Source organism: Ruegeria sp. C9, from assembly GCF_056537585.1.
Window position 1 is genome coordinate 295,962 of sequence record NZ_JBQFRU010000004.1, and the last position, 14,190, is coordinate 310,151.

Below are 14,190 nucleotides of genomic sequence, written 5' to 3' on the forward strand. Positions count from 1 at the left end.
TTGGGGCTGGACAAACCGGGTCATCCCCCCTCATCTAGGGCAAATTCCAGCCGGGGACTTACCGATGAACATTGCCGAGCTTGGCGACAGGATCTTGAACGGAGAGCGCAGGGCATTGGCCCGTGCGATCACACTGGTCGAAAGCGGGCGTGAAGATCATCGAGCGCAGGCAACCGCGCTGCTGGATCAATTGAGCGGCGCCGGACGCCAGGCGTTGCGGATCGGCCTGTCGGGCACGCCGGGTGTAGGCAAATCGACCTTTATCGAAAGCTTCGGCATGATGCTGACGGGGCTGGGGCTGCGCGTTGCGGTTCTTGCAGTTGACCCCAGCTCGGCCCGTTCGGGGGGCTCGATCCTGGGCGATAAGACCCGCATGGAAAGACTGAGCCGGGAGAAAGACGCCTTTATCCGCCCGTCCCCCAGCCAGAGCCATCTTGGTGGCGTAGCGCGCCGCACACGCGAAGCGATTGCACTTTGTGAGGCGGCTGGTTTTGACGTCGTGCTGATTGAAACCGTGGGTGTGGGCCAATCGGAAACCGTTGTGGCCGAGATGTCTGACCTGTTCCTGCTGCTGCTGGCCCCGGCGGGCGGCGATGAGTTGCAGGGCGTCAAGCGCGGCATCATGGAGATGGCTGACATGATCCTGATCAACAAGGCCGATGGCGACCTGAAAGCGACTGCCACCCGCACCTGCGCCGATTACGCGGGCGCGCTGCGTCTGCTGCGCAAACGCCCGCAGGACCCCGAAGGGTTTCCCAAGGCCATGACCGTTTCAGCGGTTGAAGAGCATGGGCTGGAACAGGCCTGGGACGAGATGCAGGCCCTGACAACCTGGCGGCGCGAAGCCGGGCATTGGGTATTGAACCGCGCCACACAGGCAAAATACTGGTTCGAGCAAGAGGTACGCCACGCATTGCTTGCGCGTCTCGAAACGCCACAGATGCGCAGTCGGATGAGCGATCTTGGCGCTCAGGTCAGTGCGGGCCACCTCAGCCCATCGGCGGCGGCCGAACAAATCCTCTCCGGGCTGTCCGACGCGTAACACTCTGGCGGTATGATGCGTGCGCGGCTGGTGCGCTGACCGCTAATCGTGTATTAAAGCTACATATATTGTTGTGTTTGAGTGTAAGTCACTGCGTTTGAACCGGGTTGAGAAAGGGCTTGGTCAGCTCGGATCGTGCCCGGATTCTCCGAGGAACGGGACACGTCAGAATGCCCAATATCAATGGTACCAACGGCGACGACGATATCGATGTCACAAATGACAACGGTACTCTGAACGGAAACCCGGCGACGCCTCCGGTGACCGGTATCCGCGGCCGTGGCGGCGATGACGATATCACCATCACCAATAGCACCATTGCCAACAATGTCCTGGGCAATGCAGGCACCGACACGATCATTGTCACCAACAGCATGGTTGGCGGGCGCATCGCTAGCGGTTCGGATGCGGATACGGTTGATATCAGGGGGTCAACCGTCGGCGATATCCGGCTTGGTGCCGGTAATGACACGCTGAATTTCACCAGCACCACGGTGTCGGGTGACATTCGCGGCGGCAGCGGAACCGACACGCTGAACCTCCCTGAGGGCACTGTTATCACGGACGATACTTTCGGGGTGATTACGGTCGAAGACGGGGTCGGTTATTCAGTCTCGAGCGGCACATTTACCCTGCCTTCAGGCATCACCGTCACGTATTCAGCGTTCGAGAACGGTTCGGGTATGCCCTGTTTCACGCGCGATACATTGATCACGACACAGGATGGGCGATCCCTGATCCAGTCGTTGCGCACCGGTGATCTGGTCCACACACTTGGGCAGGGCCTGCACCCGATCCGTTGGATCGGGCGGCGCGAATTTGATCGCTTCCAGCTTGAAGCCAACCCCAGACTCTGGCCTGTGCGTATCCTTGCAGGGGCATTGGGCGAGGGGCTGCCGCATCGCGATCTGCTGGTCTCGCGCCAGCATCGGATGCTGGTGCACTCAAAGATCGCCCAACGCATGTTCGGCACGACCGAGGTTCTGATTCCGGCCATCAAACTCACCGCAATGCCGGATATCTACATTGATGAAAGCGTGGAAAGCGTCGAGTATTACCACCTGCTGTTCGACCGCCATCAGGTGATCTTTGCCGAGGATGCGCCAACCGAAAGCCTCTATACCGGCCCCGAAGCGCTGAAAATGCTGAGCGCCGCGTCGCGTCGCGAGATATTCGAGATTTTTCCCGAACTGACAGACCTTGACTACCGCGCCGACCCGGCCCGCATGATCCCCGGCGGGCGGCTGCAAGCGCAGTTGATCACACGGCATTTGAAGAATAACAAGCCGCTGTTGCGGATGTCCCCGATCTTGACCTCAAATGAATTCAACTCGGGTGCAAAGATTTCGCCGCAGCCGTCTTGACCCTTCGCGCGATTCCCACTAAACGCATCCAACCAGTTTTCGGGCGCGACTTCGGGTTGCGCCCCTTGTGATTTGGCCGCGGGTCTTGTACCCGGCCTCCAGAAACAAAGGAAGAAACCATGTCGCGCCGTTGCGAACTGACCGGAAAAGGCCCGATGACTGGCAACAATGTCAGCCACGCCAAAAACAGAACTCGTCGCCGTTTTCTGCCCAACCTGAACGACGTTACCCTGCAGTCGGAAACTCTGGGTCGTGGCGTCAAGCTGCGCATCTCGGCAGCTGCCCTGCGCTCGGTCGACCACCGCGGTGGTCTGGACGCGTTCCTGGCCAAAGCCAAGGATGACGAGCTGTCGGCGAACGCCCTGAAAGTGAAGAAAGAAATCGCCAAGGCACAAGCCTCGGCCTAAGCGCTTTCTCACGCAAGAATTCAGCCCTGCACCCTGCGGTGTGGGGCTTTTCTTTTTTGCATTCGCTGCCCCTGTGCGAATGATTGTCTCTGAAATGGTAATAAAACGCCCCGCTTCGTGACGTTGTTCACAGAACGCCTGCTGAATATCGCATATGTTTATGCATATTCATGTTGAGGGGGTTACCATGTCACTCAAAGCAAAGAATTTTCTGTTTTTACTGCCACGATCAATTGCAAAAGCTGTGATCCGCTGCACCCGGATGCAGCGCCGGGTAAACCGACTGCATACGGGGATGAATGCCGAGGCGTTCAGGCCGCCGAAAAGCTGAGCTAGGCCATACTGTCTCAGCCACTGCTTTGCGCTTGAAGCCGGTTCAGCGGGCGGCGTATATACCAAGCTGACATGACAGGCTTTTTCCGCACATTTCTGCCTTATGCGCTGTCCTTGATGGTGATCCTCACCGGGCAGGGACTGGCCGTGTCGCGGGGTATGGAGCGCGCGGTCGGGCAGATGGTTTTGTGCACCGGCAGCGGGCCGGTCGTCGTCTATATGGACGAAGACGGCCAACCGACCCGCACACCGCAATACTGCCCTGACTATGCGCTCAACCTGCTGGGCGCGATCCATGAAGCCTCGGTTGCCGTACCTCCGGCCCCGTCGCGCGCGCTCCCCGCGCCGTCGCTCCTTTCCCAGCATCTGATTGCCGCGCCGCTGCCGCGACACCCAGCTCGTGCCCCGCCGGTTTCTGCCTGATTCCAGTTTCCAAATTCTATCAGACAGTTACCAAGGAGAGGCACAATGACCCTCAAATCCAGCCTGCTTGCAGTCCTGACTACCTTTTCGCTGACCGGTGCGGCGCTGGCTGCCGATACCATCTCGGTCGAAGACCCTTATGCACGGTCTTCGGGCAAAACCGCGAAGGCGGGTGCCGCCTTCATGATGATCCAGAATCAAGGCGTTACCGATGACCGCCTGATCGGCGTGACCTCGGATGCGGCTGCCCGAGTGGAACTGCACACTCATAAGGTTGACGAAAACGGTGTCGCCAAGATGGTGCATGTGAAGGAAGGCTTCGCCATTCCGGCGGGCGAAACCCACATGCTGAAACGCGGCGGTGATCACGTCATGTTCATGGGCCTGACCGCGCCTTTCGAACAGGGCGGAACCGTTCCCGTCACTCTGATCTTCGAAAATGCTGGAGAGGTCGCGGTCGAGATCCCGGTCGATCTTGAGCGCCAGGACAAAGGCGGCCATTCGAACTAACGCCTGTCTTCAGGCTGTGGTACAGCCATCATCCATACGTCAGGCCGGGCAATGCCCGGCCTGTTGCGTCATCTGTTGACGGTTTTCATCCCCAATCGATCGCCCGCTTTTTTGAACCGCGCCGCCAGAAAGAACATCACCACCGCCGAGGTCAGCGCGAAGAAGGCAATTGCCCAGCCCAACGCCACCATGCCGCTGCCGGGCCAGAAGATCAGCACCAGCCCGACGATGAGTGCGAAGATACCTGAATTACGCACCGTTGCGCGCTCGGGGTCTTGTGGATGCATTTGCGGCAGCGCCATGAACGAGCCGATCGCAACGAACAGCGCCATCGCCCCCATGAGGGTGAAGGCCAGCCAGGCCACGCCCTGTGGCCAGATCAGCAACACCAAACCGATCAGCGCGGCACCGATCCCGACGCCTCCGATCAGCCCGCGCCGCCCAAAACCCAGCCAGGTCAGCGCGCCATCCAGAATCAGCAGCGCCCCTACCAATCGCAGCAATAATGAGATGCTGCTGGTCGGCCAGAACAGCGCTGCAATCCCGATCAGACCTGCGAGAATTCCACGCAGCAGAAAGGTCCACCACAGGCTGGCCAGATTGGTACTTAACGTATCGCGCGCGTCGATACTGCTGTCGTCAAGGATTTCTCCGTCTTTGGGCGGTAGATCGGTCATGTCACTCACTCGGGTTTGCGTTTTCTGCACCATAGACGGGAAGACGCGCCGCTGTCTGCCCCTATCGCGTGCTGCCTCGCGCCAACAGCTCATCGACCCAGCGCGGTACTGCCTTCGAGGCTGGCCCCAGCCGGGTTTCATCAAATATTCCGGCTGATGGCTCAAGGTTCAATTCGATCGTCCGCGCGCCCACGGCCCGCGCCTCTTGTACAAACCCTGCCGCCGGATAAACCTGCCCCGAGGTGCCGATCGAGGCGAACAGCGATGCTTCCATCAGATGGTCGTAGATCTCATCCATGAAATATGGCATCTCGCCGAACCATACCACGTCGGGCCGGGCCGAGGGCTGGTGACAGGACGGGCAGGGCTCACCCACATCCATTTCGGGTGGCGAAGCCCAACGATATCCGCACGCCTCACACAAAGCCCCAGCCAAGGTGCCATGCATATGGATCACATGCGCGGCCCCTCCTGCCTCGTGCAGGCTGTCGACATTCTGGGTGACAAGGATCACCTCTCCAGGCCAGCCCTGCTGCAACCGGGCCAGCGCCTGATGCGCCGCGTTGGGTTGCGCCTTGGCGGCCTGTACTCGGCGGGCATTGTAAAACTGATGCACCAGCGACGGATTGCGGGCAAAGCCCTCGGGCGTGGCCACATCCTCGATCCGGTGCTGCGCCCACAGGCCCCCTTCATCGCGGAACGTGCCCAATCCGCTTTCGGCGGAAATCCCGGCGCCGGTCAGAATGACGATCTTTTCCATACCCGCCTCACGCGTTACACCCGTTCCCATGACACACCGTATCCTTTTCGTCTGCCTGGGCAATATCTGCCGCTCACCCGCTGCCGAGGGTGTGTTCCGCGCCCGGGCGCCGGGGCATATCACCGACAGCGCCGGAACCTCGGGCTGGCATATCGGCAGCCCGCCTTATGGCCCGATGCAAAAGGCCGCCCGCGCGCGTGATATCGACCTCAGCGACCTACGCGCGCGCCAGTTCGTGGCCGAGGATTTCAACCACTTCGACCTGATCATCGGAATGGACGCAGAAAACATCGCGAACATCGAAGATTTGCGCCCGGACGGCAACGACACCCCGGTCCGCCTGTTGACCGATTTCGCCCCCCATACCGGTGCCGACCATGTGCCTGACCCGTACTACACCGGGGATTTCGACGGCGCTCTGGACCTAATCGAAGAGGCCGTGGCGGGGCTGGATGCGCGTCTTCGCACTTCGTTTCAATAACCAGTTTCGTCCTGTTTGAGAAAGCGATTAAGGATCAGCGACGATCACGAGATTTAGCACCTTGAATTCGCACAGTCGCATATGTTCACAATTAGGTTCAAAATACGCAGCCTCAATTCGGCTGTGGGCTGCATCATTGCGCGAATACGCCCTGCTCTAGTGGTTCCAAAATCTAATTCTCAACCGCGGATGCTGGATGCCAGGCGGGTACATGCCAGTCACAACCGCGCTGAAGACATAGGCCTTCTTGATGACAATACCTAAGCCCAACCGAAACCGATCTTGAAAGATCGTCGGTCGGGTTGCCTAAATCCTGGTCTAATTGGCTCGGGCGTGTAAATGGAGGAAGGTCCAACCTGTGCTCTAAGGCAGTAAGCAGGTCAAAAATGGTGCTGCTATCAAAACCGTGATGACCTTCATCCTCCTCTTTCTGTGGATAAGACAGCGAGTGGTATCGATAAAAGCCGGTATTCCATCTTTTTAATACCGCTTCGAACGCATCTTGGAGCGTTGTTTCTCTTCGCTCCTTTTGCATCTTCAGATCCCAGTCCAGAACTTCCCAAGAGATCGTGCCAACAATAAAGTGCCATGCAGTTAACCGATCACATTCAGGTTGTTCCAAAATCCAGAAAGCGGCCTCTAAGCGATCACCTTCAAATTCTTCGAAATCGGTAACGATCTCATTCCAGAGCCGGATATCAGGGTGTTCCAGTGATTTGAGGAACGGCAGCCATCCATCCTTTAGAAGGTGCATTGCGGAATCGCTCCCTCCAACCCGTTGAAGCCAATCCGAAGACGCGCTTGCTCTATCCCGGATGGATGCTTCTCGTTGTTCAAGAACAGCCCCCAAATTGCCAAAGGCTTGAGCTATCGCAATTCCTTTGAGCCATTTAGATCTTTCAAGGCTACTTTTCTCGTTGCCAAAATGACTCCCAAATATCTTAAGTTGATAAAGCGAGCGAATTTCGTCATCGGACAATGGAGATAGCTTATTCGTCTTGGTAGGCGCTGAGCTCCATTTCTCTGGCTTAATAGTGTAGAGCATACATGTAATCAGATTGCCGAGTGTCGAGAGATCGTTGATTATACTCTCGTCGTTTTTCAGGCCACGCCAGGCGAAGAAATTTGATGTCAAATGCACGGCAACTATTTGTTCGATATTGTACTTATCCCGGTCCACTTGGGCGCTTATGCGGACGATGTCATCATCAAGAGAAGCACACAGCGCGGGGTTGCTCATTGAATAAGCCAAGAACTCTAACATTCCTGACCGATCTTCAGCAGGCAGTGAAGGTCTTCTTTCAGAATTCATGAGACCCATGCTTCTCCGAAGGGCACTGCACCTCGCCTCGGCTCTGGAGCGTTTTCGCTTAATAATGAAAGGTGTGGATGCAAGTCCGACGACCAAGCAGAGTATTAATAATAAAGTCATCCAGATTACAAAACTGCCTTTCACGCCTTGGAGAGCGTCAGGTCACCCCACCACCTTCAACTGACCACCTAACCACGGCAATTGCGCAATCGCTGGATCAACGATCTGGCTGCGCATCAGGCGTCGGATCATGTCGGCCACCTCCTGCGGTACCTGATCGGACCAGTCGGTCCGTGTAAACAAGGAAATGGTGCGCGCGAATTCACCGAACGGGGCAGGGTGCGCCTCCATCCCGTCGTGGAAGCGGGCGGCGCGCATATAGCCCAGCGGCGTGGTAATCGCCCAGCCGAGGCCGCGCGCAACCATCGCCATCAGCGCGAGGTGTGAGCCGATTTCGAACCGTTCCCCGAACTCCAGCTGCTGCCGGGCCAGATGGCTTTCGATCTGACGGCTGATCAACTGCTCGCGGGCATAGCGCAGAAAGGGCAGATCCTGCACTGGTTGCGCAACGCCCTTAGGCGCGACCAGAATGAACGGATCCTGCACCAGCGGATATTCGACCACGCCCTCCAGCACCTCGCCAGAATGGGCCGAGACCGCCATGTGCAGGCGCTGCGCTTCCAGCTCGGCAAACAGGTCCAAGCTGGGCAGCGTGATCAGCTTGAATTTCGACCGGGTCAGACTGTCGGCCAGCAACGTCGCCAATCGCGGCGTCAGGTCGTTGTCGAAATCGTCGATCAAGCCGATGGACAGGGTGGTCAGATGCCCCAGATCCATCACTGCCAGTTCGCCTTGCGCCATCTGCAACTCGGCCAGCACTGCCTCGGCCCGCGCCAGGAAACTGCGGCCGGCCTGCGTCAGTCGCATCGGTCGTCGCCCGTGATCCACCAGATCGGTGCCCAAAGCCTTTTCCAGATTGCGCAACTGCTGGGAAACCGAGGGCTGGCTGAGCCCCGTGATCTCGGCCGCCTGCGCCACCGATCCGGTCCGCGCCAGCGCCTCGAACACCTCAAGGCCCCGCAGGGTCAACCCTTTCATCACCATCGCACATACCTTTCGCTGCGCCATTTCTGAGGCGCAGCAGGCATCAGGTCAAGGATTGACAGGGCTCAGTTGCAGATCGCTTGCGCCATCTGGCCAAAGTTCTGATACCGATCCCACAGCGCATCATCGCGCGCGGTCTGCGACATCTTTAACTCCTGCGCCTGATGCGGGTTGGTGAACCACTTGGCGACGGTCTTCTGATCACTACGCGTCAGCGCCTGATCCGCCACGCGCTGAATACACCGGCACCGCGCCCGCGTCGCCGCTTCACGGTCTGATGCCAGACACGCCCGCTTGATCTGCGCCGCGTCCACTGTGTGTGCCACCGACGTCAGCGATGCCGCACAAAATGCGATTAAGAGGAACTGTTTCATACTCGAGCCTCGTTTTTTGCCTGCCCGGACGGGTCTTATGCCCCTCTCGGTCTGCGGCGGAGTATGAATCAAAGTGGATTCGGGATCAATTGGGTGGTTCGAAAAAGTGATTGCACGCGGCTGGGATGTCGCGTTTTCTGGCCAGACATTGTTTAAATCTCTTTCATGAGACCACTATGCTTAAGAAATACGGGCGCACTTCCATCTGCCGGAGTCTCCCGGGGCGACCAGCGATGATAAGATCATGTCCAGCGTTGATAAACTGGCTTCGGCTGATGAGGTCGTCTTCACCGAAAAACTGGACGGTGAGAATACAACGATTCATAGTCAGGGCTGCCACCCCCGCAGTATTGACGCGCGTTACCACCCGTCCCGAGATTGGATGAAGGCCTTCGCTACCGGAATTTCGCCACAGCTTGACGAAGATGAGCGCATAGTCGGTGAATATCTGTTTGCGCGCCGCTAGATAGCGTACTCGGCGTTGCCGACTTATTTCCTGGGCTTCGCCTGGATCAAGGCAAAGCGCGTGCAATCGTGGGACGCGACGCTTTCACGCTTTCTCGAGCTGGGGATTGCTGCCGTTCCCGAACTCTATCGCGGACGGTTCTCTGTTAAGGTTCTGGCAGATGTGATCGCGGGCCTGGATCTGGATACTCAGGAGGGTTTTGTCGTTCGCACAACTGCAGCGTTTAACGAAGAAGACATGCCCACTCACCACGCGAAATACGTGCGCGAGGGTCACGTGCAGAGTGATACGCATTGGATGAACGCGGAGTTGGTCAAAAACAGGTTGCTCTGAACGGTCAGAGGCCTCGCAATCAAAGGGTTTCGCTGGGGCTTCGTCCCACCTTGACCACAGCCCATTTCCGACGCATATCCCCAACCCATGACAGACCTCGCTCATATCCGCAATTTCTCCATCGTCGCGCATATCGACCATGGCAAATCCACCCTTGCTGACCGGCTCATCCAAGAGACCGGAACGGTTAAGGATCGCGACATGAAGGAACAGCTGCTCGACAGCATGGATATCGAGCGTGAACGCGGCATCACCATCAAGGCCAACACGGTTCGCATCGACTATACCGCCGACAATGGCGAGGCTTATGTGCTGAACCTGATCGACACGCCCGGCCACGTGGACTTTGCCTATGAGGTCAGCCGGTCCATGCGTGCGGTTGAGGGCTCACTGCTGGTTGTCGACTCGACCCAGGGGGTTGAGGCGCAGACGCTGGCGAATGTGTATCAGGCTATCGATGCGGATCATGAGATCGTACCGGTGCTGAACAAGATCGACCTGCCCGCGTCCGATTGTGACCGCGTGGCCGAACAGATCGAGGATGTGATCGGCATCGACGCGACCGACGCCATTCAGGTCAGTGCCAAGACGGGGCAGGGCATCCACGAAACACTTGAGGCCATTGTGCAGCAGCTGCCCGCGCCGCAAGGCAACTTGGACGCGCCGCTCAAGGCGATGCTGGTGGATTCCTGGTACGACGCCTATCTCGGCGTCATCGTTCTGGTCCGCATCATGGACGGCACGCTGAAAAAGGGGATGCGGGTGAAGTTCATGTCGAACAACACCCTGCACCATGTCGACCGCGTTGGTGTCTTCCGGCCCGAGATGGAGATGGTCGACTCGCTTGGCCCCGGTGAGATCGGCTTTCTCACCGCCTCAATCAAACAGGTCCGCGACACCCGCGTCGGTGACACCATCACCAATGACCGCAACGGCACCGAAGAGGCCCTGACGGGATTCAAACCCGCGCAGCCGGTGGTGTTCTGCGGTCTCTTCCCCGTCGACAGTTCCGAATTCGAAGACCTGCGCGATGCGATCGACAAACTGGCCCTGAACGACGCCTCGTTCTCGTTCGAAATGGAAACCTCGGCCGCGCTGGGCTTTGGCTTCCGCTGCGGCTTCCTCGGCCTTCTGCACCTTGAGGTCATCCGCGACCGTATCGAGCGCGAATATGATATCGAGCTCATCACCACAGCGCCGTCGGTGATCTATCACGTCTACATGAAAGACGGCGAGATGATCGAGCTGCACAACCCCGCCGACATGCCTGATCCGTCCAAGGTCGACCATATCGAGGAACCGCGCATCAAGGCGACCATTCTGGTGCCCGACGAATACCTCGGCGACGTGCTGAAACTCTGCCAGGACCGCCGCGGCATCCAGCTGGACCTGACCTATGCGGGCACCCGCGCCATGGTCGTCTATGACCTGCCGCTGAACGAGGTCGTCTTTGACTTCTACGACCGCCTGAAATCGGTGACCAAGGGCTATGCCTCGTTCGACTATCAGATGACCGGTTATACCGAGGATAATCTGGTCAAGATGTCGGTGCTGGTGAATGACGAACCGGTCGACGCGCTGTCGACCATGGTTCACCGCGACCGGGCCGAGATGCGGGGCCGGGCGATGTGCGAAAAGCTCAAGGACCTGATCCCGCGCCACATGTTCAAAATCCCGATCCAGGCCGCCATCGGAGGCAAGGTCATCGCCCGCGAGACCCTCTCGGCCTTGCGCAAGGACGTGACCGCCAAATGCTACGGAGGCGACGCCACGCGGAAACGCAAACTGCTGGACAAGCAGAAGGCGGGTAAGAAGAAGATGCGCCAGTTCGGGAAAGTGGATATCCCGCAGGAGGCGTTTATTTCAGCGTTGAAGATGGACAGCTAAGGCTGTCCTTCCTCTCCGTTGATCGGTTCTATACGGCCTCAGGATCAGCGTCACTCTGACCAAGTTCCGCGAGTTCACTCCAAACCGCTCTTGGGATATCCCAATCCGCCCATTCGAGTGTTTGTCTCACATGCTGTGGCCAAGTCACTCCACACACCGTTGACGCAATTTTTGCGTCCCGCATCGAGAATTGCAGCGCTAAGGCGCCTAAGGGCACGTCAAAGCGGGCACAGATTTCCTCAACCGCGCGCACAGGTGCGAGCGTTTCTTCTGTTGCTGGCCGATAGACGTAGAAATGATGGATTGCGCTGCCTCTGGCCAAGATTCCGCCGGCGTAAGGCGCTGCGTTCAATACCGTAACGTCCTTCGAGTTGGCCAGTTCGATCAGCGGCGCCGCATTCATGTTTACAAGCGTGTGCCGGTTGTGAGTCATCACCACGTCGAAATCCCGTTCGCGCAGCATTGGCATCAACACATCCAACTGCCCGCCCGCCAGACCAACTGCAGTTGCCAATCCTTCCTCTTTAATTTTGAATAATTCGTCCAGCGCACCTCCGCTGCGGGTAATCTCAGTTACGTCACCAGCGTATTCCGGGTCGTGCAGATGAAGGATGTCCACGCGATCTACCTCAAGAGCCTTGAGGCTTTGTTCAAAGGACCGCCGCGCTTGGGCGGCGTCGAAAACATTCGTTTCCATGTCACGGTCTACTTTTGTGGACAGAACGCGGCCTTTCGGCCAGCCACCGAGTTCACGGATGACACTCCCGATGCGCTCCTCGCTACGCCCCAACGCATAGCCTCGGGCGGTGTCGATAAAACCGTCGGGCCGGGCAAGTATGGCACGTATGGTCTCGCGCGCCCTATTCTCATCAACTTCGTAACCGTAAATCTGTGGAATGTTGCCTATACCGGTTGATCCAAAGCCAATTCGTGGGATTCGCACTCCGGTTTGACCTATTTCGCAAAGTGTTGTCATTGCACCCCTCCCCAGTCGCATATGAATAATTGAATTTTGAACAGGTCGACCCATCACTGCAAGTTCGGGGGCAAAAAACACTAGAAGAAAAGCGAGAATGGAACCTGAAACTGTGACCCACCTCACAGCCCTAAATCAGCCCATCTGCTACAGTTGACCCAACGGCAACCTTTGCAGGAGGCCCTTATGTCTACATCGCTTGTTCCCCTTATCGCTTTTGGATCAGCAGGCCTTTATTCCGTTGCCATGATCGCGATGAAGTTCTGGTGGAAACTCCCCGGCGTGGGTCTTGGTCTACTGATCGTCGCGACCCTGCTGGCCGGGGCCACGCTCGAACTCGCCGCTCTGCGCGAGGAACGGCTGGGCATCATCTATACCGGCATTCTTGGGGCCGAAGTGGTTCTGATCGCCATCGCCTCATTCTTTCTGTTCGGCGAGAACTTCTCGTATCGCGAGGCGGCAGGTATCGGTCTGGTCATCCTCGGCACTGCGCTGGCCTGGGCCTGACGCAAACATTACCGGTTCATGAAGTTTCCCTTAGGTAAGTTGTAACCGGCGCACCACCGCCCAATCTGTATGCCACAGCAAGGATGTTCGCTTTTGAACTCCAAAGGGTCGCTTTCAGGAGGAGATCCCCATGACCAGATACATGACTGCCGGAGCCGCCGCTCTGGCCACGTCCCTCGCCCTCGGAACCGCAGCACTGGCCGATACCACACCGGATCTGCGCGGCACGTGGGTCGGGTCTTACACGACCGTGCAGCCCAGCCATTATTACAAGGGCGATCAGCCCCGCTTTAATCAGGCCGAATGGATGCTCGACGTCCAGATGCAGGAAGACAATGTCTTCTGGGGCCCCAGCAAATGGCGCCGCGAGGGTGACACTGAATGGAACGAATACGAAGCCACCGGGACCATCAGCCTCGATGGGTCGGGCTCGATTGGCATCGTCGAAACTTCCCCGCTGGTGATTGGCGCAAATGCGTTGATCGATGCGCGGTACGAGGACGGCAAGATCTTTGCCGATTTCCGTAGCCTGCGGAACGGAACGACCTACAGCACTGTTCTGGAACGTCAGGTGAACTGAAGCGTTTCCGGCCCGATCGGATGTTAAAGGGGGTTAATGCCGCTGAGATTTGTGACTGCGGCAGGAGTAGTAGGTACCCCGGTCAGGTCGGAGCGCTTCTCATAAACAACAGTCTCCACAGGGAGGCGACGGGCCGGGCGGCGATCTCGCCGCCCGCGACAGGGTCCAGACCCCCGCGTTTGAGAATGCGGCGTTCCTCGGCACGGGTCATCTGGATCTCGCGGTCCTTCAGCGCGGCGTCGCGCGCGGTGAGGTAAGAACCGTCCGGCCCAGGTTCCATCCCCGGAATACCACGCCCCTTCGACCACCACCCACGCAGCCCGCTGAGCGGGTGTTTGCGTCCGATGGTGTCATCATCCAGTAACTCCCAAATCCGCTGCGCCTCGTTCATCGACACCAGTGCGGCGATCGGTTTGCCATAACGGGTCAGCACGATCACTTGCCGGGGGTCTTGCGACAAGGTGGCCAGTTCGCCCAAACGGGCGCGGGCTTGAGAAATGGTCAGGCGCATAGGCGAATCTCCAGTTGTACGATTCGAAAGATTGGGGGCTTGAGTGTTGTACAACTCGGACAATACCCCCCTAATTCAGCGCGCGGGACCTTCGCAGGTGCAGAAACCAAGCGAATTCTGGCCGGCGATCCATATTTGACTTT

The 14,190-nt window shown here is 58.1% G+C and carries 16 protein-coding genes and 1 pseudogene; 10 read left to right on the plus strand and 7 right to left on the minus strand.

What is annotated here, in order from left to right; all coding sequences use genetic code 11:
* Positions 1-64 precede the first annotated feature (64 nt).
* The 5 genes from meaB to ACR0NE_RS12600 all read left to right on the plus strand — a co-directional run bounded on the left by meaB (position 65) and on the right by ACR0NE_RS12600 (position 4,079).
* Positions 65-1,042, plus strand: a complete 978-nt coding sequence (meaB, locus tag ACR0NE_RS12580; RefSeq protein WP_170564790.1) for a methylmalonyl Co-A mutase-associated GTPase MeaB — start codon at positions 65-67, stop codon at positions 1,040-1,042.
* Positions 1,043-1,212: 170 nt separating this feature from the next.
* Positions 1,213-2,406 carry a Hint domain-containing protein gene (locus ACR0NE_RS12585; protein WP_170597015.1) on the plus strand — a complete coding sequence of 398 codons (1,194 nt, stop codon included), beginning with the start codon at positions 1,213-1,215 and terminating at the stop codon, positions 2,404-2,406.
* A 119-nt stretch (positions 2,407-2,525) separates the two neighbouring features.
* Entirely contained in the window at positions 2,526-2,813 is a 288-nt protein-coding gene (gene rpmB / locus ACR0NE_RS12590; RefSeq protein ID WP_008756960.1) for a 50S ribosomal protein L28, read from the plus strand.
* A gap of 405 nt (positions 2,814-3,218) precedes the next feature.
* Positions 3,219-3,569, plus strand: coding sequence for a glycosyltransferase family protein (locus ACR0NE_RS12595; protein WP_170597016.1), 351 nt, complete (start codon positions 3,219-3,221; stop codon positions 3,567-3,569).
* 45 nt (positions 3,570-3,614) lie between these two features.
* On the plus strand, positions 3,615-4,079 hold the full coding sequence (locus tag ACR0NE_RS12600) for a copper chaperone PCu(A)C (protein ID WP_170597017.1): 465 nt from the start codon (positions 3,615-3,617) through the stop codon (positions 4,077-4,079).
* A gap of 68 nt (positions 4,080-4,147) precedes the next feature.
* Here the strand turns inward: ACR0NE_RS12600 and ACR0NE_RS12605 are convergent, their stop codons facing one another.
* Positions 4,148-4,756, minus strand: a complete 609-nt coding sequence (locus ACR0NE_RS12605; protein WP_170511483.1) for a DUF308 domain-containing protein — start codon at positions 4,754-4,756, stop codon at positions 4,148-4,150.
* Between the two features lie 61 nt (positions 4,757-4,817).
* On the minus strand, positions 4,818-5,516 hold the full coding sequence (locus ACR0NE_RS12610; RefSeq protein WP_170511485.1) for an NAD-dependent deacylase: 699 nt from the start codon (positions 5,514-5,516) through the stop codon (positions 4,818-4,820).
* Positions 5,517-5,544: 28 nt separating this feature from the next.
* Between ACR0NE_RS12610 and ACR0NE_RS12615 the strand changes: the two genes are divergently transcribed.
* Complete coding sequence (locus tag ACR0NE_RS12615) at positions 5,545-5,997, plus strand: low molecular weight protein-tyrosine-phosphatase (RefSeq protein ID WP_170597018.1); 453 nt, start codon at positions 5,545-5,547, stop codon at positions 5,995-5,997.
* Positions 5,998-6,169: 172 nt separating this feature from the next.
* On the opposite strand, the gene ACR0NE_RS12620 is transcribed toward ACR0NE_RS12615, so the two are convergent.
* The 3 genes from ACR0NE_RS12620 to ACR0NE_RS12630 form a co-directional block, all read right to left on the minus strand.
* Positions 6,170-7,309 carry a hypothetical protein gene (locus ACR0NE_RS12620; RefSeq protein ID WP_170597019.1) on the minus strand — a complete coding sequence of 380 codons (1,140 nt, stop codon included), beginning with the start codon at positions 7,307-7,309 and terminating at the stop codon, positions 6,170-6,172.
* A gap of 162 nt (positions 7,310-7,471) precedes the next feature.
* Positions 7,472-8,413, minus strand: a complete 942-nt coding sequence (locus tag ACR0NE_RS12625; RefSeq protein ID WP_170597118.1) for a LysR family transcriptional regulator — start codon at positions 8,411-8,413, stop codon at positions 7,472-7,474.
* Positions 8,414-8,478: 65 nt separating this feature from the next.
* Positions 8,479-8,787, minus strand: a complete 309-nt coding sequence (locus tag ACR0NE_RS12630; protein WP_170404173.1) for a hypothetical protein — start codon at positions 8,785-8,787, stop codon at positions 8,479-8,481.
* A gap of 244 nt (positions 8,788-9,031) precedes the next feature.
* Between ACR0NE_RS12630 and ACR0NE_RS12635 the strand changes: the two are divergent.
* A pseudogene (locus tag ACR0NE_RS12635) lies at positions 9,032-9,586 on the plus strand (RNA ligase family protein).
* Between the two features lie 87 nt (positions 9,587-9,673).
* On the plus strand, positions 9,674-11,473 hold the full coding sequence (gene lepA, locus ACR0NE_RS12640) for a translation elongation factor 4 (RefSeq protein WP_170397199.1): 1,800 nt from the start codon (positions 9,674-9,676) through the stop codon (positions 11,471-11,473).
* Between the two features lie 28 nt (positions 11,474-11,501).
* Here the strand turns inward: lepA and ACR0NE_RS12645 are convergent, their stop codons facing one another.
* The gene (locus ACR0NE_RS12645; protein ID WP_170597020.1) at positions 11,502-12,449 is read right to left on the minus strand and encodes an aldo/keto reductase; all 948 of its coding nucleotides are present in this window, start codon (positions 12,447-12,449) and stop codon (positions 11,502-11,504) included.
* 186 nt (positions 12,450-12,635) lie between these two features.
* On the opposite strand from ACR0NE_RS12645, the gene ACR0NE_RS12650 reads away from it, so the two are divergent.
* Together ACR0NE_RS12650 and ACR0NE_RS12655 are read left to right on the plus strand one after the other, a co-directional pair.
* Positions 12,636-12,956 carry a hypothetical protein gene (locus ACR0NE_RS12650; RefSeq protein WP_170397195.1) on the plus strand — a complete coding sequence of 107 codons (321 nt, stop codon included), beginning with the start codon at positions 12,636-12,638 and terminating at the stop codon, positions 12,954-12,956.
* Positions 12,957-13,086: 130 nt separating this feature from the next.
* Entirely contained in the window at positions 13,087-13,536 is a 450-nt protein-coding gene (locus ACR0NE_RS12655; protein ID WP_170597021.1) for a hypothetical protein, read from the plus strand.
* Positions 13,537-13,618: 82 nt separating this feature from the next.
* Here ACR0NE_RS12655 and ACR0NE_RS12660 read toward each other — a convergent pair whose 3' ends face one another.
* Positions 13,619-14,047 (minus strand): type II toxin-antitoxin system Phd/YefM family antitoxin, encoded by a 429-nt coding sequence (locus tag ACR0NE_RS12660; protein ID WP_170424195.1) that lies wholly within the window; start codon positions 14,045-14,047, stop codon positions 13,619-13,621.
* Positions 14,048-14,190: the final 143 nt, after the last annotated feature.